The organism is Pseudomonas sp. GW821-FHT04D07, from assembly GCF_059420225.1.
This window is the reverse complement of sequence record NZ_JBWKTH010000031.1, coordinates 1-20,009: the sequence shown is the minus strand read 5'-3', so window position 1 is coordinate 20,009 and position 20,009 is coordinate 1. Positions and strand designations below refer to the sequence as shown.

Here is a 20,009-nt window from a genome sequence, read left to right as displayed (position 1 = left end):
GAAGAGGCCAGCAAAAACACCACAGTTCCAGGGTATGACCCAGCCCCTCACAATAATTGGCCTGCACTGCCAGTATTTGGCTACTTTTCGTCCAGAATTTGCGGCGCCGCCGGCCGGGACTGATACACTGCGCGACATTTTGTTTTGCAGGCCCGTCCCGTGACCACCATCGCCACCGCGTTTAACTCTTTGCCACTGTCCGCCGCCATGCTGGCTAACCTCGACTCCCTCGGTTATGCCCAGATGACGCCGATCCAGGCGCAAAGCTTGCCGGTGATCCTCAAGGGCATGGACCTGATCGCCCAGGCCAAGACCGGCAGCGGCAAGACCGCCGCCTTCGGCATCGGCCTGCTGAACCCGATCAACCCGCGCTTCTTCGGCTGCCAGGCGCTGGTGATCTGCCCCACCCGCGAACTGGCCGACCAGGTCGCCAAGGAAATCCGCCGCCTGGCCCGCGCCGAAGACAACATCAAGGTGCTGACCCTCTGCGGCGGCGTGTCCCTCGGTCCGCAGATCGCCTCCCTGGAACACGGCACGCACATCATCGTTGGCACCCCGGGGCGTATCCAACAGCACCTGCGCAAGGGCTCGCTGGTCCTGCACGGCCTCAACACCCTGGTCCTCGACGAAGCCGACCGCATGCTCGACATGGGCTTCTACGACGCCATCGAGGAAATCATTGCCCAGCTCCCGGAACGTCGGCAGACCCTGCTGTTCTCCGCCACCTACCCGGTGAGCATCAAGCAGCTGGCCGCCAAGTTCATGCGCAACCCGCAGCAGGTCAAGTCCGAGGCGATGCATGCCGACAGCCAGATCGAGCAGCGCTTCTACGAGATCTCTCCGGAAGAGCGCATGGAAGCGGTGCTCAAGGTGCTCAACCATTTCCGTCCGCAGTCCTGTGTGGCGTTCTGCTTCACCAAGCAGCAGGTCCAGGAAACCGTCGACACCCTGACCGCCAAGGGCGTGTCCGCCGTTGCGCTGCACGGCGATCTGGAACAGCGTGACCGCGACCAGGTCCTGGCGATGTTCGCCAACCGCAGTATTTCGGTGCTGGTGGCCACCGACGTGGCCGCGCGCGGCCTGGATATCGATGCGCTGGACATGGTGATCAACGTCGAGCTGGCCCGTGATTCGGAGATGCATATCCACCGTGTCGGCCGTACCGGCCGGGCGGGCGAGACCGGCCTGGCGATCAGCCTGGTGGCGCCGTCCGAAAGCCTGCGCGCGCGGGCCATCGAAGAAGTGCAGAAGTCGCCGTTGAACTGGGACCAGCTCGACAACCTCAAGTCCCAGGGTGGCAGCCCGCTGCTGCCGGCCATGAGCACCCTGTGCATCAGTGGCGGACGCAAGGACAAGGTCCGCCCGGGCGACATCCTCGGTGCCTTGACCGGCGATGCCGGGATTCCCGGTGCCCAGGTCGGCAAGATCGCGATTTTTGACTTCCAGGCCTATGTGGCGGTGGAGCGCGGCGTCGCCAAGCAGGCCTTGCAGCGCCTGAACGACGGCAAGATCAAGGGCCGCTCGCTGCGCGTGCGGATTCTCTGAAACTGATCTGCATCCCGGGATCACACTGATCACTGTGGGAATGCTGCGGGTCTAGCTGATGGCGCTTTTGTGGGGGGGGGGGGGGGGGGGGGGGGGGGGGGGGGGGGGGGGGGGGGGGGGGGGGGGGGGGAGGGAGGAGCTTGCCCGCGAAGCTTTTGGCGGCCTCAAGGGCCTCTTCGCGGGCAAGCTCCGCTCCCACATAGGTTCAGTGCCGCGCTAAAGATCTCTGTTGTGCTTGCAAGACCGCGTTCCCCTACCTGAACTCCCGAGGACATCGTTGTGCCCGTTACTGAAGTTGTGATCATCGGCGCCGGTGCCGCCGGATTGATGTGCGCCCTTACCACCGCCGCCCGCGGGCGCCAGGTGATGCTGATCGACCACGCCAACAAAGCCGGCAAGAAAATCCTGATGTCCGGCGGCGGTCGCTGCAATTTCACCAATATGTACAGCGAACCTGGCAACTTTCTCTCGCAGAACCCGCATTTCTGCAAGTCGGCCCTGGCCCGCTATACCCAGTGGGATTTCATCGCGATGGTGGCCAAGCACGGCGTGCCGTATCACGAGAAAAAACTCGGTCAGCTGTTCTGCGACAACAAGTCCAGCGACATCCTCGGCATGCTTCTCGACGAGTGCGACCAGGTCGGTGTCAGCCTGCACCTGGACACCGCCATCCAGCACATCGAAAAGCTGGAAAGCGGCTACCTGCTGCAAACCAGCCTCGGCCAGATCACCTGCCAATCGCTGGTCATCGCCACCGGCGGCCTGTCGATCCCAACCTTGGGCGCGACCGGTTTCGGCTATCAAGTGGCCAAACAGTTCGGTCACCAGGTGTTACCGACCCGCGCCGGGCTGGTGCCATTCACCATTACCGATCAACTCAAGGCGCTCTGCACCGAGCTGTCCGGAACCTCGGTGGATTGCCTGGTGAGCTGCAACGAGCAGAGCTTCCGGGAAAATATCCTGTTCACCCACCGCGGCCTCAGCGGCCCGGCGATCCTGCAGATTTCCTCGTTCTGGAATCCTGGCGATACGTTGCACATCAACCTGCTGCCGGACCACGACGCACTGGACTGGCTGCAACAGCAGCAGGCCGAACGGCCCAACAGTGAACTGAAAACCCTGCTCGGTGAGCTGTTCACCAAGAAGATGGCCAACCTGCTGGCCGAGCACTGGTTCGTCTCCAAACCGATGAAGCAGTACACCCCGGCGGAGTTGGCCGACGTCGCGCAGAAACTCGGCGACTGGCGCCTGGTGCCGGCCGGCACCGAAGGTTATCGCACCGCAGAAGTCACCCTGGGCGGCGTCGACACCCGGGAAGTGTCGTCGAAAACCATGGAATCGCTGAAAAGCCCGGGGCTGTATTTCATCGGTGAAGTGCTGGATGTCAGCGGCCACCTCGGCGGCTTCAACTTCCAGTGGGCCTGGGCCTCGGGGTACGCGGCGGCGCAATTCGCCTGACGTTTGCGCGCGTTTCAGGCAATGCGGCAGCGCAGGTAGACCGCGTTATCGTTCATCGCCGGCAAGCCGGCTCCCACAGGTCCGGCGTCGATTGCAGGTTGTGCGCACGACACGGACATTGTGGGAGCCGGCTTGCCGGCGATGGCGCTCGAACAGGCGATACAAGACGCAATTGCCCACCTCCATGCTGATAACAGGCCGCATCCAGGAACAATTGTCGATCACGGAACAAATTTTGCTGTAGACCGATGTGGCGTCATCACAATGCCGCCCGTCTACCCATCATTCAGATCAACCGCTTGGCAGGCTCTCTCACCTTCATGGCATCGACCTCGTTCAACCAGTCCCTGCGCCGTCTCTGGGCGCTGGACAAATTCAGCTATAGCGTTCGGGTGTTTATCGCCCTGACCGGCATCATGACCCTGTGCTGGTTGCAGAATGAGATGAAGCTGCTGATCCCGCTGTTCCTCGGGGTCATCGCCAGTGCCCTGGCCGAGACCGACGACAGTTGGCAGGGCCGCCTCAATGCCCTGGCGGTAACGCTGGTGTGCTTCAGTGTCGCGGCGTTCTCAGTCGAGCTGCTGTTCCCCTACCCGCTGATCTTCGTCTGCGCCATGGCCCTGGCGGCTTTTGCCCTGACCATGCTCGGTGCCTTGGGCGAACGCTATGGCGCGATTGCCTCGGCGACCCTGATCCTCTCGGTCTACACCATGATCGGCGTCGACCAGCGCGGCGGCGAAGTCGCCAACCTCTGGCACGAGCCGGTGCTGCTGGTCACTGGCGCGGCCTGGTATGGCGTGCTCTCGGTGCTCTGGCAGGCGCTGTTCTCCAACCAGCCGGTGCAACAGAGCCTGGCCCGGCTGTTCCGCGAACTGGGTTACTACCTCAAGCTCAAGTCCTCGCTGTTCGAACCGATCCGCCAACTGGACGTCGAAGCCCGGCGCCTGGAGCTGGCCCAACAGAACGGCAAGGTGGTGGCGGCGCTGAACAGCGCCAAGGAAATCATCCTGCACCGGGTCGGCAACGGTCGGCCGGGGTCGAAGGTCAGCCGCTACCTGAAGCTGTACTTCCTCGCCCAGGACATCCACGAGCGCGCCAGCTCCTCGCACTACCCCTACAACGCCCTGGCCGAAGCGTTCTTTCACAGCGACGTGCTGTTCCGCTGCCAACGCCTGCTGCGTGAGCAAGGCAAGGCCTGCCAGGCTCTCGCGGTGTCGATCCAGCTGCGCCAGCCGTTCATCTACAACGCCAGCTTCGCCGAAGCCCTTGGTGACCTGCACGCCTCCCTGGAGCACCTGCGCATCCAGAGCAACCCGGCCTGGCGCGGCCTGCTGCGTTCGCTGCGGGCCCTGGCCGCCAACCTCGGCACCCTCGACCGCCTGCTGAGCGACGCGAGTAACCCCGACAGCCTGGCCGACGTCACCGACAGCAGCCTGCTGGACCGTTCGCCGCGCAACCTCAAGGACGTCTGGACGCGCTTGCGCACCCAGTTGACCCCGACCTCGCTGCTGTTCCGCCACGCTCTGCGCCTGCCGCTGGCACTGAGCATCGGCTATGGCATGGTGCACCTGGTGCATCCATCCCAAGGCTACTGGATCATCCTCACCACCTTGTTCGTCTGCCAGCCGAGCTACGGCGCCACCCGGCGCAAACTGGGCCAGCGGATCCTCGGCACGGCCATTGGCCTGACCGCCGCCTGGGCGCTGTTCGACCTGTTCCCAAGCCCGCTGATCCAGGCCTTGTTCACCATCGCCGCCGGGGTGGTGTTCTTTATCAACCGCACCACCCGCTACACCCTGGCGACCGCCGCCATGACCCTGACGGTGCTGTTCTGCTTCAACCAGGTGGGCGACGGCTACGGCCTGTTCCTGCCGCGCCTGCTCGATACCCTGCTGGGTGCGTTGATCGCCGGCCTCGCGGTGTTCCTGTTCCTGCCGGACTGGCAAGGTCGACGCCTGAACAAGGTGCTGGCCAACACCCTGAGCTGCAACAGCCTGTACCTGCGCCAGATCATGCGCCAGTACGCCCAGGGCAAGAGCGACGACCTCGCCTATCGCCTGGCCCGACGCAACGCCCACAACGCCGACGCAGCGCTGTCGACCACCCTGGCGAATATGCTGATGGAGCCGGGGCACTTCCGTAAGGAAGCCGACGTGGGGTTCCGCTTCCTGGTGCTCTCGCACACCTTGCTCAGCTACCTCTCGGGGCTGGGCGCGCACCGCGACAACCAGTTGCCGGAAGAAGTCCGCGATCATCTGCTCGAAGGGGCTGCCGGCACCTTGGCGGCGAGTATCGAAGAGATTGCCATGGGCCTGGCGAACAAGACGCCCATTGCCATTCAAAGCGATGCCGAGGAAGCCCTGGCCACTGGGTTGGAACAGATGCCGGACGAGATCGACGAAATCCAGCGGTTGGTGCAGACCCAACTGGCCTTGATCTGCCGCCAGCTAGGACCGCTGCGCACCCTGGCGGCGCACCTGATCAAGGACCCGGAAGAAAACGCAGAATCTTGAAACACCACGCTCCCCTGTAGGAGCTGGCTTGCCGGCGATGAGGCCAGTCAGCCTTGCATCGCCTGATCGGCCGCCATCGCCAGCAAGCCAGCGCCCACAAGGTTTCGCGGGGGGGGTTACATCCCGTGCAGCTTGAGCAGGCGCTCATAGCTGCCGTCGGCCTTCATCGCCGCGATCTCACGGTCGAAGCCGGCGACAATCTGTTCATGCTGCGGATTCTTCAGACTGACCAGGATATGCAGGCTGTTTTCGCTGAGCGGCCTGGGCAGGAACTCCACGGCGTTGCGCACCCGTGGCGCCTCGCTCTTGAGGTAGTAGCGCGCCACATACTCATCTTCCAGCGTCAACTTCACGCGGTCCGCCGCGAGCATGCGCACGGCCATGGCGAAGTTGTGCACCGGGATCTTCTGCAACTGCGTGTCGCCGTCGAACTCGGCGCTATAGGCATAGTCGCGCACCACCGCAATCGGCAGGTTGTGCAGTTGGCCCAAGTTATCGAACTCGATGGCCGACTCCTTGCGCTTGAGAAACAGCACGCGGTTGACCAGGTACTCAGCCGAAAACTGCCCCAGCAGGGTGCGCTCGCGGCTGTACCAGGCACTGATCAGCACATCATAGCGCCCTTCGCCCACGCCCTTGAGCGCTCGCGCCCAGGGCACCTGCTCGAAGTCGCTGGCATAGCCGGCCCGCGCCAGCGCCGTGCTGACGATATCGGTGGCCAGGCCGCCGTTAACCAATGTCGCATCGGTAAACGGCGGCCAACCATCGGCCACCAAACGCAATTTATCCGCGGTGGCGCCCTGTGAAAGCAGCAGCAATCCAAGCAAAACAAAAGCTCGATGCAATCGCGGCATGCTTAAGATCCTTAGCGGGCACATAGCCCAGCACAGTTAGCCGAAGCCCGAGGAGACCGTCCCAAAGCAACCGGCCACATCCCTGGTCCTAACATTAGCTCATCCAAGCCATAGCAAAAGCATGGCTCAGCAGATTACACAAAGATGACGGCGCCAAGCAAAATGAATAACGGCAAGTAGCTACTACCGCACCGGAACACCGCTTCGAAATCCCTTGCAAGGAACCTTCCAGCCCCGGCCCTGGCGGGCAAAGAAAATCCGCGGTTGGCGCCCGCCGACAACCCGCCTAGTATCGATAGCGAGTGATTGAATCCCGAGGCGAGAATGACCATCGACTGGCTCTGCAAACATCACGGCGACCTGAGCAAGGAACAGTTGTACAGCATCCTGCAGCTACGCACCGAAGTCTTCGTGGTCGAGCAGAAATGCCCCTACCAGGAAGTCGACGGCCGCGATCTGGAGGGCGACACCTGCCATCTGATGGGCTGGCGCGATGATCGACTGGTGGCTTACCTGCGTCTGCTCGACCCGATTTCCCAGGGCGGCGACGTGGTGATCGGGCGGGTGGTGATCGCCCCCGAGGCCCGCGGCCTGGGGTTGGGACACGAGTTGATGGCCGAGGCCTTGCAACAGGCCGAGAAGCTCTGGCCGGGGCAACCAATCTACCTGTCGGCCCAGGCGCACCTGCAGAGTTATTACGGAAGCTATGGGTTCGAAGTGGTGGGCGCGGTGTATCTGGAAGACGATATCCCGCATATCGGGATGCGCAAGGCCTGAGGTTTTTCGGCGCCTTCCCAGACCTCTTCGCGGGCAAGCTCCGCTCCCACAATGTCCGGGGCTGACCGAGGGTTTGCGATGTGACTCGATCCTGTGGGAGCGGAGCTTGCCCGCGAAGAGGCCAGCACAGACACCACAAAACTCAGGGATAGCCCAGCACGTCCTTGATCTGTTGCACATGGCGACCGATCCAGCTTTTGTCGATCGCACCCCAACTGCGAATCCGGTACTGCCCGGCATGATTGCGGGCACCGTCTTCCTGTTCGAACTCACAGACAATGTCCAGGTCCGCCAGGGCCAGGATCGTGTCCTGCGCCGTGCGCCGGGGCATGCCAGTGGCTTCGGTCAGGGCCGGGACGCTGCTGGCAATCTCGCTGTCGATCAGCCACGCCACGTACAGACGGCGGTAGAAACTGCTCTTGGTCTTGCTGACGTCCATCCGGTAGTCCTTAAGGTTGACCTTCCAATGCTTCGACTCAAGCGCACACCCGGCGCCTACGGGGTTGCAGATTTGCCCTGCAGGTCGCGCCAGGTCAGGTACACCCGCAGGTCGAATTCCAGCTGGTGATAGCCGGGCTGCATGTATTCGCACAACTGGTAGAAGGCCTTGTTGTGATCGGACTCCTTGAGGTGCGCCAACTCGTGCACCACGATCATTTTCAGAAACTGCGGCGCCGCCTCCTTGAACAACGAGGCAATGCGGATTTCCTTCTTGGCCTTGAGCTTGCCGCCCTGAACCCGCGAAATCGCGGTGTGCAGACCGAGGGCGCGGTGGGTCAGGTCGAGGCGGTTATCGAAGAGCACCTTGTCGATGGACGGCGCATTGCGCAAATGCTCCTGCTTCAACGCCAGGGCATAGCTGTACAGCGCCTTGTCGCTCTGCACCGCATGCCGCTCCGGATAACGCTTGCTCAGGTAATCGCCCAGGGCGTCCCGGGCAATCATCTGGCGGACCTGTTCCTGCAAGGACGTGGGATAAGCCTGAAGGTATTTCAACACAGTCATGACAGGCCTTACGTACACCTAAAAGAGCTCAGTGTAGCGAATTCAGGCCGACAGCGCGCTCCAGTCAAACGCTGAGCCGAAGCCGGTGGCGTCCTTGGCCGTCAGCGGCCGGGCCACCAGGAAACCCTGGACCATCGGGCAACCGTTGGCTTTGAGCCACTGCCACTGCTCGATGGTTTCCACCCCTTCGGCGATTACCAGCAAACCGAATTGTTCGCAGAGGTCGATCACCGTGCGGGCCAAGGCCGCATCCCGGGGTGAGTTGAGGATCTTGGCGATCAATTGGCGGTCGAGCTTGAGCGTATCCAGCTCAAGGTCGCGCAGGTGGTTCAGCGAACAGTGCCCAGAACCGAAGTCGTCCAGGGCCACGCGCACCCCCTGGGCGCGGATCCGCCGCAGTTGCTTGCGCGAAGCCTCGAAGTCCTGCATCAAGGCCTCTTCCGTCACCTCCACTTCCAGCTGATGCGCCCGCAGGTCATGGCGCTCCAGCACCTCCTGCAGCTCGTCCGCCAGGTTCGGCATGCTGAACTGCGTGGCGCTCAGGCTGACGCTCAGCACCAGGTCCTCGGCGAACACGCCGCTCCAGGCATGTCGCTGGGTCGCCGCCTGGCGATAGATCCAACTGCCCAGCCGGCTGATCAGCCGCACCTCTTCCAGCAATGGCAGGAACAACCCCGGCGGCACATCGCCAACACTCGGATGGTGCCAGCGCAGCAAGGCCTCGAACCCGCGCAGGTGACCGTCCACGAGGGACACCTGGGGCTGGTAGACCATCTTGAATTCCTTGCCCTCGATTGCCGAGCGGACACTTTCCTCAAGCATCAGGCGCGAGCGCGCGCGGCCGTTCATCTCGTGATCGTAGTAGCGATACTGCTGGCGACCGGCGCGCTTGGCCTCGTACATGGCAATGTCCGCCGCCCGCAGCAAGCCATCGAGGTTGGAACCGCAATCCGGGTAAGTGGCAATGCCGATGCTGACCCCGAGCGTCATTTCCATGCCGTCGATCTGTTGGCGAATCGACACCCGCTCGATCAGCCGCTCGGCGATTTTCGCCGCCTGCTCGGGACGCTCCAGATTGAGCAAAGTGGTGAACTCATCACCGCCCATGCGCGCGAGGATATCGAAGGGATTGAGGCAGGACTTCAACTGCTCCGACACCCAGCGCAGCACCCGGTCGCCGGCTTCATGGCCAAGGGAATCGTTGACCCGCTTGAAGCCATCGAGGTCCAGGTACATCAGCACCAGGGACTTGTCCGCGCCGTCACTGCGGCGCAGGGTATTTTCCGCGGTCTGGTAGAAGCCGCGGCGATTGAGCAGGCCGGTCAGCGGATCGGTCACCGCCTGGAACTCCAACTGCTGGTGCAGATGCCGCACCACCGACATGTCCAGCACCGTCACCACCATGGCCTTCTGGTCGGAGGACAGCGGCGCGCAGGACAACGCCACCGGCAACATCTGGTCCTGGCTGGTGCGCAAATACGCATCATGCAGGCGATAGGTCTCGCCTTTAAGGTACTCCTCGTACAGCAATGAGCTCCGCCAGTCGGGAAAGTGCGGGTTTTGCAGAAAATCCAGGAATGGCTGGCCGGCCAGGGCTTCCAGCGACAGATTGAGCAAACGCGAAATCGCCGGGTTGGCGAAACGGATCGTGCCGTCGTCGTTGACCACCAGAATACCTTCGGCGGCATTCTCCAGCACCGAGGCATTGAATGCCCGGGCGGCCTCCAGGTCGCGGCTCAGGGATTGCAAGGCACGGCGGTTGCGCTGTTGTTCCAGCAATGCCTGGACCTTGGGCCGGAGAATATCCGGATTGAAGGGTTTGAACAGGTAATCCACCGCGCCGCTGGCATAACCCTTGATCACGGCGTCCTGGGACTGCTCGTTGGCGGTGAGGAAAATAATCGGGGTCAGGCGCGTGCGCTGGCTGCCGCGCATCAGGCGGGCCACTTCAAAACCGTCCATCCCGGGCATCTGTACATCCAGCAGCACCAGATCAATCTCATGCTCCAGCAGCAACGTCAGCGCCTCAATGCCTGAGGCGGCAGTAACCACCTGCCAATCCTGACGTTCCAGCAATGCACGCATGCTGATCAGATTTTCAGGGTAATCATCGACGACCAGAAGGACGGAACTACCATCACCGGGTATCTGTTGCACGCAATCCATGCTGCTTCTCTTGTTCGAGGAACTCCGCCGGAAATCAAAAAATCCGGGCTAAACCTAAGGACTACTCTAGACCGGGATTGTGCAAAGCGTAGTGAGCAATAGGCCATCATCCAGCCACTGCCACAATCTCCCGACTAACGGTCGTTCATCACCACTCGGACGCGGCTCGGAAAATACCTCAAGCCTACAAGCCCACGTCGTACCACGTTGACGACCGTCAATGCGCTCGGTCCAGGTTATGAGGTTCTATATTGCGCGATAGGTTCAATTTCATAGATTTCGTCGAAACGCACCGTGTTGTATAAACCGAATTCGCCATGATAAGTCAGCGTTCGGTGCGTCCAGTCGATACCACACAGCTCGCCGCGCTCGGACTCCACCGGCCCGCCATGCAGCCTGCCGCGCAGGTTGATCTTTTGTTTGCGCTTGAAGTACTTCAGATATTCAGGCTCGTTCCGTGCTTCCTCTTCGTCCATAGTGAGACCCTTGTTGTTAGCGATTGAACCTTTATCGTGGGAATTCGCCGGGTGAAAAACAACTGTCATAAATAACAGGTGTTTATATCGCTTCTTAATAAAAGCCCAACACGACTCTTCTATGGCTGGCCGCGAGGGTCGCTGCTCGTCGATGGATTGACGTCAACCGTTCGCCGGATCGGCGTTAACAAACTATTCTTCAACCGTTATAAAGGACGCCGAAAGCGCGAGCCAAAGCGGTTTGTCTGAATTTTCCCAGGCTGAATCGCGGCACGCGCGCAAGCGCTTTACACGGAAGGAACAGACATGATCGACCTGACAACCTGGAACCTCAGCGTTCCCGTCGGCACTCCGCCAGCGACGATCGATACACCCAAGCTGGTACAGGGCTTCAAGGATCAATACTTTCACTCCGACAGCGGCACCTTGTTCTTCTGGTCACCGGTCACCGGCTCCAAGACTGAAAACGCCATCTACCCGCGCAGCGAATTGCGCGAGACCTGGCCCGATGGCCGGCTGCGTAACTGGTTGTACAGCGAGGCCAACAACTACCTGCGCGCCACCCTGGCGGTAAACCAGGTGCCCTCGTCGGGCAAGATCGTCATCGGCCAGATCCATGCGTACAACAGCACCCAGCCGATGCTCAAGGTCGAGTACCAGTACAAGGACAGTCGCAAGACCGGGATTATCGTGGTGAAGATCCGCAACCACCCCGACGACAAGGAAAGCCGGGTGATCGAGATCGCCAACAATGTGCCGTTGGACAAGTCCTTCACCTACGTGATCCACCTGAGCCGCGGTGGCTACCTGAGCGTGCACGCCGCCAATGCGTCCTGGTACACCCAGATCAGCAGCACCTGGCGCAACAAGCCGCTGTATTTCAAGGCCGGGGTCTATGTGCAGGACAATACCGGCTATACCAGCGAGGGCGGGATGGTGACCTTCTATAAGCTGGATATTGATCATGTGAAGAGCTGAGGCTCGCCAATCTCCCGCTCATTTAAGCGCGAACGCCTACTTGTGGGAGCGGAGCTTGCCCGCGAAGCTTTTAGCGGTCTCAAGCTCCGCTCCCACACAAATTGAGCGTATTTAAGTAAATGACAGGGCTAACTTGTCAGAAGTTTGCACTGTCATTTGCAAGACATTTCCTAGAAAATCGTAATCGCCCCTGAGCGGCTTGCGCCTTTGAATTCTTCGCGTCTAGTCTTCGTTCACCACTGCTTATCAGTGGTCGGATGTGGAAGTCCGAAGCACAGAAAAATGCACAGACTCTCAAATACGAATATGGCTGTTCATTCGTGTCATGGCGGCTGTGCGCGGGGTACCTTCGGGTGCGCCGGGGTTTCTGTGGCCCGGTCTTCCACACCTGCGTACAGCTGCCACCTTCTTGCGTGGAAGTGAGAGCCGGCAGCTTCTTGTTATCCACAGGAAGTCACGAATCATGAAAAAGCTCGTCCCCGATCCCCCCATCAACTACACCCGCCAGCGCATCACCGCGATCCTCAAGGAAACCAACGAGGCTTTGCTGCAAGTGATGCGCGACAGCAAGCGTCCCCTCATGGACACCCTGCCCTCCACCGGCCTGAGCACCTTTGGTTGCCTCGACGGAAAAGACCATCCGCTGTTTGCCGTGCGCCCAGGAATCAGTGCCGAAGAAGCGTTGCGACATGTTTCGCTATTGCTGATTGGCGCGGAAGAAATATCCGATGAAATCACCGACGCCAGTGGCATTGAACGAGGCCTGATCGGCTCCATGGTCCGCTCCGTGGAAATGGCCCGGGCGGTAGTCGATGCGCTACTGGAAGGCTCGACCATACGACCGGCGTAAAGCGTCGAGATCGGGGCGGATAATCAATAACTCCGCCCCTTTTCATTACCAGAAATCAAGTCTGAGGTTTAAGCGTGACCTTGGCCGGGCCTTTGAATTCCGGTGTCCCCCCCTCCTGCGGCGTGAGCGTAGCTTCGGCCGCCCCCTTGAAAGTGGGTGTCGCGTCCTCTGCCGTCTGGAGTACTGTCTGAACCGCGCCCTTGAACTTTACTTCCGCGTCTTCCGCCCTTTGGAGCACGACCTGAACCGCCTCCCTGAGATCGGCCGTCGCATCCTCTACCGTCTTGAGCGTCGTCTGAAGCGCGCCCTTGAATTCGACATTTTTGTCTTCTGAACTCATGACCGTACACTCCCTTACAGTGAATGAGCCATGACGATGCCGGATCCAAAAACCTTCGGCCACTGTCAGAATTGACAGTCTTTTATATTATTTTCGAATTTTCATATTCCGCTGTCCTCCATAAAAACCATCCGCTTTAGCAGATAAACTGCTCAGTATCTTCCAAACAACCGACAGACAAACCCGCACTTAAAATATCGTTTTATTCCTTAAATCGCTATTCACTATGCATAAAGCATCTATAAACCTGTCATTATTGACAGTAGACCGATCTGCACTCCCCAGATAATATTTTTCCGTACTGACGATCAACAACATGTAGAGACGGATATGAAATGGGCCCTCATCATGGAATCCAGTGTTCACGGTTTTTACGTGAGCGAAATCCGGGAGTCGGAGCACAAGCCCGCGTATCACCCGACCCATCTTCGATCCTGGCGCTGGATCACCGTCAAGCCAGGTGAAGGGGCGCGCGCGGGAGATATCTGGCATGGTCAGTCCTTCCCCTCCCCCCCCCCCGGAGGTCGGACAGGAGAAGGATCACGGCAGCCTGAAATAAATTCGCCAGTGCAGTCAACGAACGGATTCACGCCCGAAGCGTGACCACACCGAGCTATGTTGTTCCGTCATCCGCTCGATATCCCATTGTTCCAGGGAGATCGGCTCGATCCTGGAGGCGTTGCCGGCAGTATCAAATAATTAAAGCTGTCCTGCTCCACATCGAACAAGAAATACCCTACATCAATTCGCCCAACAAACTCACAACGTCTAAAGAACAAGGAAATTTTTCAGGAATTCCTGGCATTTATACCCCAGTCGTCCATCGATCGTATTGCAGACAAAATAGATATTTATTTCGATGGTGTGGAAATAGAAACGATGTATAAAAGAGACAAGCGGTTCCCGACACCATCCAACCAACGAATGATCCGGGAAAAGACGTTGATGCTTCGCGCCTTTAATGAATCTATGGAAGTGGAAACAGGTGTAACGCTTCCTGATGAAATACACAGACACCCGATCATCCGGGAGTTATCCAGGGTTTCCGGTCGTATGCCCGGGTATTTTAACGATATACAATCCCTGCTTAAAGAGGAAGCTACGGGTGATTTTTATGTGAACCTGGTAAAAGTGCTGGAAAATTTCAAAGGCATAACAAGAGCAGAAGCAATAGAAGAAGTAATACGTATTAACAATGAAGACGTAAATGAGTTTTTATACCTGCAAAAAAACCTTCCTGATTTTGGGGCATGGCAGCGGGATGTAGAGTATTATGTGCATTGCCTGAGCATGCCTTTCAATGGCTGGAAATCTGCAACATTAATAGAATCGGACCGGTATTGGGAAGGTGGGCATAATGCCCCCGACGTGTTTGAAGCAGCCGCCAATATTGTTCCCGATGCAAATTGAATTTATTAAACGAATAAAGTTCAGTTATGAAAAAGAAGACTCCGAACGCATCGCCTCAAGCGTAATACAAATCGCGCTATCGTTGATCGGAACAAAAAACTCATTACATAGGGTTTTCAAATATACTCATAAATAATCTATTCGTTAAATCCATACGGCTCAAGGCTGACACGTTCCCGGCTAACCCATACGCGGGTATTTTTCCGCTGGATCTGAACCATCCCATCACCGTTATCGCTGGAGAGAACGGCGCAGGGAAATCCACACTCCTGGAGGCCATCGCCGTCAAATTGGGCTGCAACCCTGAAGGAGGAGGTAAAAACTTCAGATTCAATACAGAGTCCACCCACTCAGATCTGCACAAGCATATTATTATTTCCAAAGGCTATCGAAAAGAGAACGATCTTTTCTTTTATCGGGCGGAAACCTTTTATAACTTCAGCTCAGAAGTGAGACGATTGGACAGCGAGGGTAGCTTCGACCCTGAAATAAAATCCTATTACGGAGGGCGGGACCTGCATACCCTCTCACATGGCGAAGCGATGGAGTCACTTTACCAAAACAGATTCAAAGCCAATGGCATTTACATATTGGACGAGCCCGAAGCCTCCTTACACCCCTCTCGTCAACTCAGCCTGCTACTTAGAATCGTTGAATTATCCAAACAGGGTTCACAATTTATTATCGCCACTCATCCCCCTATCATGATGTCCATTCCGAACGGCGATCTCTTGCACTTACATGATGGAGTTTTGGCGTCGGCTAAAGCTGTGACATGGAGGTTTACCGTATTTATAAGGCCGTTATAAACTCCAACGGACAATATCTGGAGAAATTAATTTCTGATAACGAATAATTTTTGATCGAAATTTCCTGAAAAACCATTTGCCGCCTACAAAAAACCCGCATCGCTGCGGGTTTTTTCATGACGCTGTCGCTCTTAGTTGACCTTGGCGTTCAACTCACCTTTCAGGTAGCGCTGGAACATCGCTTCCAGGGAGATCGGCTTGATCTTGGAGGCGTTGCCGGCAGTACCGAAAGCTTCGTAACGGGCGATACACACATCACGCATGGCGGTCACGGTGGCGCCGAAGAACTTGCGCGGGTCGAACTCGCTCGGGTGGGTGGCCATCAGGCGACGCATGGCACCGGTGGACGCCAGGCGCAGGTCGGTGTCGATGTTGACCTTGCGCACGCCGTGCTTGATGCCTTCGACGATTTCTTCAACCGGTACGCCGTAGGTTTCCTTGATGTCGCCACCGTACTGGTTGATGATCGCCAGCCACTCTTGCGGCACCGAAGAGGAACCGTGCATCACCAGGTGGGTGTTGGGGATGCGCTTGTGGATTTCCTTGATGCGGTCGATCGCCAGCACGTCGCCGGTAGGCGGCTTGGTGAATTTGTAGGCGCCGTGGCTGGTGCCGATGGCGATGGCCAGGGCGTCGACCTGGGTCTTCTTGACGAAGTCCGCGGCTTCTTCCGGGTCGGTCAGCATCTGGCTGTGATCGAGCACGCCTTCGGCGCCGATGCCGTCTTCTTCACCGGCCATGCCGGTTTCCAGCGAACCCAGGCAACCCAACTCGCCTTCAACCGAAACACCGCAAGCGTGGGCCATGGCCACGGTCTGTTGGGTCACGCGGACGTTGTATTCGTAGTCGGTCGGGGTCTTGCCATCTTCACCCAGGGAACCGTCCATCATCACCGAGCTGAAGCCCAGTTGGATGGAGCGCTGGCAGACGTCCGGGCTGGTGCCGTGGTCCTGGTGCATGCACACCGGGATATGCGGAAACTCTTCGATGGCGGCCAGGATCAGGTGCCGCAGGAACGGCGCGCCGGCGTATTTGCGGGCGCCGGCCGAAGCCTGGACGATCACCGGGGAGTCAGTCTTGTCAGCGGCTTCCATGATGGCGCGCATCTGCTCAAGGTTGTTGACGTTGAAGGCTGGAACGCCGTAGCCGAATTCGGCTGCGTGGTCCAACATCTGGCGCATGCTGATAAGTGCCATTGTGTGTGTCTCTCCCGGTCGAGGGTCGTTAATCGTGCAAGCCTGCCGGAGCGGCGGCTGCTATTCAAGTCATTGCAGATCAGGGGTTACCCCGACCTGCGAATGTAGGAGCGAACTTGCTCGCGATGGGCGTCAACGATAACACGGGGAACCTGATACCCCGCGGTGCCTGGACCACCATCGCGAGCAAGCTCGCTCCTACAGGGAACCGCGCTCGGCCGTTAGTGCGCCTTGCAGGCCCGGCCGATCAAATCGTTGGTGGAGACCCAGTAAACCAGGCCTTCCTCACCTTTTTTGTGAAACGCCAAGACGTTGTCGCTGTACAGCACACCGCTATCGACGGCACCGGCCTCAGGCTTGAGGCGATAGACCTGGTCACCGCTGGCCAAACGCACGTCGACCGCCTGTTGCGTACTGTCGGCATAACGCCAAAACACTTCGGCCTGGCTGTCACAGGTCCAGCGCGTCCAGGTGTCCGCCGGGGCCGACGCCTGATTGAAGGTGGCATTGAAGGCTGCGCAGCCACCCAGTGCGACCAGTGAAACAAGGGCAATAAAGCCTTTCATGCCGGTTCCTCGACTGACGACCGCTGGCCGTCAGCACTGCCTGTAATGAATCTGACCCGTCAAGGACAACCCTGTTCCCGGGTCCCGGACGCTGTGTCGTATTTTTCCAACCCATCCGGGCCCAGGCGCTTGTTGATCACCGGCGCGGTTTCCGCCTGCCAGTCGGCCTGGTAGCAACCTTTAGCGGCCGCCGGGGCGACCTCCGCCGCTGGCCCGGCGCTGTGTTTGTCGGCACAACCGACCAGCACACCCGCCAGGACCAGCAGCACTAACGGCTTGACCATATGAGACTCCTGTCAAAGGCCAACGCCGGCTCAGGCCTTGGCGCGTGCTTCCAGTACTTCCACGGCGGGCAGTACCTTGCCCTCGACGAATTCCAGGAAAGCGCCACCTCCGGTGGAAATGTAGGAGATATCCTTGGCAACGCCATACTTGTCGATGGCCGCCAGGGTGTCGCCACCGCCGGCAATGGAAAATGCCGAGCTGTCGGCGATGGCCTGGGCCAGGACCTGGGTGCCATTGCCGAACTGGTCGAATTCGAACACGCCGACCGGACCGTTCCACAGGATGGTCTTCGACGACTTCAGCAGTTCGGCGAAGTGCGCGGCGGTTTGCGGGCCGATGTCGAGAATCATGTCGTCAGCGGCAACGTCGGCGATCAGTTTCACGGTCGCCACGGCACTCTCGGCGAACTCCTTGGCCACCACCACGTCCACTGGCAGCGGCACGCTGACCTTGGCCGCGATGGCGCGGGCGGTGTCCAGCAGGTCCGGCTCGTAGAGGGACTTGCCCACCGGGTGACCGGCCGCCGCGAGGAAGGTGTTGGCGATGCCGCCACCGACGATCAACTGGTTGCAGATCTGGCTCAGGCTATTGAGCACGTCGAGCTTGGTCGACACCTTGGAACCGGCGACGATGGCGGCCATCGGCTGGGCCGGAGCGCCCAGGGCCTTGCCCAGTGCGTCCAGTTCGGCGGCCAGCAGCGGGCCAGCGGCGGCGATCTTGGCGAACTTGGCCACGCCGTGGGTCGACCCCTCGGCACGGTGCGCGGTGCCGAAGGCGTCCATCACGAACACGTCGCACAGCGCGGCGTATTGCTGGGCCAGCTCGTCGGCGTTCTTTTTCTCGCCCTTGTTGAAGCGCACGTTTTCGAACAGCACGATGTCGCCGGCCTTGACCTCGACACCGTTCAGGTAATCGGCCACCAGCGGCACTTCGCGGCCCAGGGCCTGGCTCAGGTAGTCGGCGACCGGCTTGAGGCTGTTCTCGGCCGAGAACTCGCCTTCGGTCGGACGGCCCAGGTGCGAGCAGATCATGACTGCCGCGCCTTTTTCCAGGGCCAGCTTGATGGTCGGCAGCGAAGCCAGGATACGCGCGTCGCTGGTGACAACACCGTCCTTGACGGGGACGTTGAGGTCTTCGCGAATCAGTACGCGCTTCCCTTGCAGATCGAGGTCGGTCATCTTCAACACGGTCATGGGTCGCAATCTCTCTTAGTTAAAGGCGTTGTAAAAACGTAGCGAGCGAAGGCAAGACAAGGCAAAAACAGGCGAGGAAGCGGAGTTTACTGGTTGTAAATGAGCATTCCGAGCCTGTTTTTAACGCGGGATTGTCGAGCGCAGTAGTTTTTACACCGCCTTTTGGTGAATGGTGTGCAGGTAGTGCTCTGCAACATCCAGCATTCGGTTGGCAAAACCCCATTCGTTGTCGAACCAGGCCAGCACGTTCACCAGCCTTGGGCCGGAAACGCGGGTCTGACTCGCATCGACAATCGCCGAATGAGGGTCATGGTTGAAATCGCAGCTGGCGTGGGGCAGCTCGGTATAGGCCAGCAAGCCCTTGAGCGGACCGCTGGTGGCGGCCTCGCGCAGGATCCGGTTGACCTCCACGGCATCGGTGTCGCTGACGGTTTGCATCGTAATGTCGAGGCAGGACACATTGACCGTCGGCACCCGTACGGCTTTGGCCTGGATTCGCCCGGCAAGTTCCGGCAGCAGGCGTTCGATGCCCCGGGCCAGACCGGTGGACACCGGGATCACCGACTGGAACGCCGAGCGCGTGCGGCGCAGGTCTTCGGCGTGGTAAGCGTCGATCACCGGTTGGTCGTTCATCGCCGAGTGGATGGTGGTGATGGACACGTATTCCAGGCCGATGGCCTGGTCCAGCAGGCGCAACAGCGGCACGCCGCAGTTGGTGGTACAGGAGGCGTTGGAGACCAGAAGCTCGTCGCCGCTCAGGCAGTCCTGGTTGACGCCGTAGACGATGGTGGCGTCGACATCGGTCTCGCTGGCCATCGGCTGGGAGAACAGCACCCGGGGCGCGCCGGCGGCGAGGAAGCGCTCGCCGTCCGCGCGGGTGTGGTAGGCGCCGGAGCACTCCAGCACCAGGTCGACGTCCAGCGCGGCCCAGTCGATTTGTTCGGGGGTGGCACAGCGGAAGACTTTCACGCAGTGGCCATTGATATGCAGACAATCGTCCTCGACCCGCACTTCGCCAGGAAAACGGCCGTGGGTGGAGTCGAAACGTGTCAGGTATTCGAGGCTGGCCATATCGGCCAGATCGTTGAGGGCAACGATTTCAAAAGCGGCCCGATCCCCTCGCTCGAACAGCGCACGCAGGACGCAACGACCGATACGGCCGTAGCCGTTGAGTGCAACTCTGTAAGGACGCGGTTGGGGCATGGGGATCTCGCCGAAGCTTGAATATCAAGCACCCACGCAAATGCATGGATTGTATGGAAACGGGCCTGCCTGTGAGTCTGGGAGTGAAGTGGCGTCTGCGGGGTCGTCTTCGCGGGCAAGCTGCGCTCCCACAGTGTCCGTGTCTGGCCAAAGTTCTGGCACGACATCGAACCTGTGGGAGCGCAGCTTGCCCGCGAAGAGGCCGGAGCAGGCGCCGCTGCTCCTGAACTTAGTCTTCCAGCAGCTCTTCAGCCTGACCCAGGATGTTTTCCAGGGTGAAGCCAAAGTGTTCGAACAAGGCTGGCGCAGGCGCCGACTCGCCGTAGGTGGTCATACCGATCACACGACCTTCCAGGCCCACGTACTTGTACCAGTAGTCCGCGTG

Annotated in this window: 20 protein-coding genes; 8 read left to right on the top strand and 12 right to left on the bottom strand. The window is 59.6% G+C overall.

What is annotated here, in order from left to right; all coding sequences use genetic code 11:
• Positions 1-207: 207 nt before the first annotated feature.
• From dbpA to yccS, 3 genes are all read left to right on the top strand, one after another.
• Positions 208-1,545: an ATP-dependent RNA helicase DbpA gene (gene dbpA / locus AC07T0_RS26640; protein ID WP_495004038.1), complete on the top strand. Its 1,338-nt coding sequence runs from the start codon at positions 208-210 to the stop codon at positions 1,543-1,545.
• A 279-nt stretch (positions 1,546-1,824) separates the two neighbouring features.
• Positions 1,825-3,003, top strand: a complete 1,179-nt coding sequence (locus tag AC07T0_RS26635; protein ID WP_495003995.1) for a BaiN/RdsA family NAD(P)/FAD-dependent oxidoreductase — start codon at positions 1,825-1,827, stop codon at positions 3,001-3,003.
• A 320-nt stretch (positions 3,004-3,323) separates the two neighbouring features.
• Positions 3,324-5,516 (top strand): YccS family putative transporter, encoded by a 2,193-nt coding sequence (yccS, locus tag AC07T0_RS26630; protein WP_495003994.1) that lies wholly within the window; start codon positions 3,324-3,326, stop codon positions 5,514-5,516.
• A gap of 116 nt (positions 5,517-5,632) precedes the next feature.
• On the opposite strand, the gene AC07T0_RS26625 is transcribed toward yccS, so the two are convergent.
• On the bottom strand, positions 5,633-6,370 hold the full coding sequence (locus AC07T0_RS26625; protein ID WP_495003993.1) for a substrate-binding periplasmic protein: 738 nt from the start codon (positions 6,368-6,370) through the stop codon (positions 5,633-5,635).
• 324 nt (positions 6,371-6,694) lie between these two features.
• On the opposite strand from AC07T0_RS26625, the gene AC07T0_RS26620 reads away from it, so the two are divergent.
• Positions 6,695-7,147 (top strand): GNAT family N-acetyltransferase, encoded by a 453-nt coding sequence (locus AC07T0_RS26620; RefSeq protein WP_495003992.1) that lies wholly within the window; start codon positions 6,695-6,697, stop codon positions 7,145-7,147.
• 142 nt (positions 7,148-7,289) lie between these two features.
• On the opposite strand, the gene AC07T0_RS26615 is transcribed toward AC07T0_RS26620, so the two are convergent.
• The 4 genes from AC07T0_RS26615 to AC07T0_RS26600 form a co-directional block, all read right to left on the bottom strand.
• The gene (locus AC07T0_RS26615; RefSeq protein ID WP_218224335.1) at positions 7,290-7,586 is read right to left on the bottom strand and encodes a winged helix-turn-helix domain-containing protein; all 297 of its coding nucleotides are present in this window, start codon (positions 7,584-7,586) and stop codon (positions 7,290-7,292) included.
• 56 nt (positions 7,587-7,642) lie between these two features.
• Entirely contained in the window at positions 7,643-8,152 is a 510-nt protein-coding gene (locus tag AC07T0_RS26610; RefSeq protein ID WP_495003991.1) for a YgjP-like metallopeptidase domain-containing protein, read from the bottom strand.
• Between the two features lie 42 nt (positions 8,153-8,194).
• Positions 8,195-10,318, bottom strand: coding sequence for a putative bifunctional diguanylate cyclase/phosphodiesterase (locus tag AC07T0_RS26605; RefSeq protein WP_495003990.1), 2,124 nt, complete (start codon positions 10,316-10,318; stop codon positions 8,195-8,197).
• Positions 10,319-10,554: 236 nt separating this feature from the next.
• Positions 10,555-10,794: a hypothetical protein gene (locus AC07T0_RS26600; protein ID WP_495003989.1), complete on the bottom strand. Its 240-nt coding sequence runs from the start codon at positions 10,792-10,794 to the stop codon at positions 10,555-10,557.
• Positions 10,795-11,100: 306 nt separating this feature from the next.
• On the opposite strand from AC07T0_RS26600, the gene AC07T0_RS26595 reads away from it, so the two are divergent.
• Both AC07T0_RS26595 and AC07T0_RS26590 read left to right on the top strand, forming a co-directional pair.
• A complete protein-coding gene (locus AC07T0_RS26595) occupies positions 11,101-11,772 on the top strand; it encodes a polysaccharide lyase family 7 protein (RefSeq protein WP_495003988.1) in 672 nt (223 codons plus the stop codon).
• Between the two features lie 463 nt (positions 11,773-12,235).
• Positions 12,236-12,622, top strand: coding sequence for a DUF3077 domain-containing protein (locus AC07T0_RS26590; protein ID WP_495003987.1), 387 nt, complete (start codon positions 12,236-12,238; stop codon positions 12,620-12,622).
• A gap of 55 nt (positions 12,623-12,677) precedes the next feature.
• Here AC07T0_RS26590 and AC07T0_RS26585 read toward each other — a convergent pair whose 3' ends face one another.
• A complete protein-coding gene (locus AC07T0_RS26585) occupies positions 12,678-12,962 on the bottom strand; it encodes a hypothetical protein (RefSeq protein ID WP_495003986.1) in 285 nt (94 codons plus the stop codon).
• Between the two features lie 705 nt (positions 12,963-13,667).
• Between AC07T0_RS26585 and AC07T0_RS26580 the strand changes: the two genes are divergently transcribed.
• Together AC07T0_RS26580 and AC07T0_RS26575 are read left to right on the top strand one after the other, a co-directional pair.
• Positions 13,668-14,372: a terpene synthase family protein gene (locus AC07T0_RS26580; protein ID WP_495004037.1), complete on the top strand. Its 705-nt coding sequence runs from the start codon at positions 13,668-13,670 to the stop codon at positions 14,370-14,372.
• A gap of 107 nt (positions 14,373-14,479) precedes the next feature.
• The gene (locus tag AC07T0_RS26575; protein ID WP_495004036.1) at positions 14,480-15,181 is read left to right on the top strand and encodes an AAA family ATPase; all 702 of its coding nucleotides are present in this window, start codon (positions 14,480-14,482) and stop codon (positions 15,179-15,181) included.
• A gap of 131 nt (positions 15,182-15,312) precedes the next feature.
• Here AC07T0_RS26575 and fba read toward each other — a convergent pair whose 3' ends face one another.
• The 6 genes from fba to AC07T0_RS26545 form a co-directional block, all read right to left on the bottom strand.
• Complete coding sequence (gene fba / locus AC07T0_RS26570) at positions 15,313-16,377, bottom strand: class II fructose-bisphosphate aldolase (protein WP_495003985.1); 1,065 nt, start codon at positions 16,375-16,377, stop codon at positions 15,313-15,315.
• A 221-nt stretch (positions 16,378-16,598) separates the two neighbouring features.
• Positions 16,599-16,943 carry an MliC family protein gene (locus AC07T0_RS26565; RefSeq protein ID WP_495003984.1) on the bottom strand — a complete coding sequence of 115 codons (345 nt, stop codon included), beginning with the start codon at positions 16,941-16,943 and terminating at the stop codon, positions 16,599-16,601.
• Between the two features lie 59 nt (positions 16,944-17,002).
• Positions 17,003-17,227, bottom strand: a complete 225-nt coding sequence (locus tag AC07T0_RS26560; protein WP_495003983.1) for a hypothetical protein — start codon at positions 17,225-17,227, stop codon at positions 17,003-17,005.
• Between the two features lie 30 nt (positions 17,228-17,257).
• Complete coding sequence (locus AC07T0_RS26555; protein WP_495003982.1) at positions 17,258-18,421, bottom strand: phosphoglycerate kinase; 1,164 nt, start codon at positions 18,419-18,421, stop codon at positions 17,258-17,260.
• Positions 18,422-18,571: 150 nt separating this feature from the next.
• Entirely contained in the window at positions 18,572-19,624 is a 1,053-nt protein-coding gene (epd, locus tag AC07T0_RS26550) for an erythrose-4-phosphate dehydrogenase (RefSeq protein WP_495003981.1), read from the bottom strand.
• A 229-nt stretch (positions 19,625-19,853) separates the two neighbouring features.
• Positions 19,854-20,009, bottom strand: a 156-nt coding sequence (locus AC07T0_RS26545; protein ID WP_495004035.1) for a transketolase-like TK C-terminal-containing protein, incomplete at its 5' end; no start/stop codon positions are given.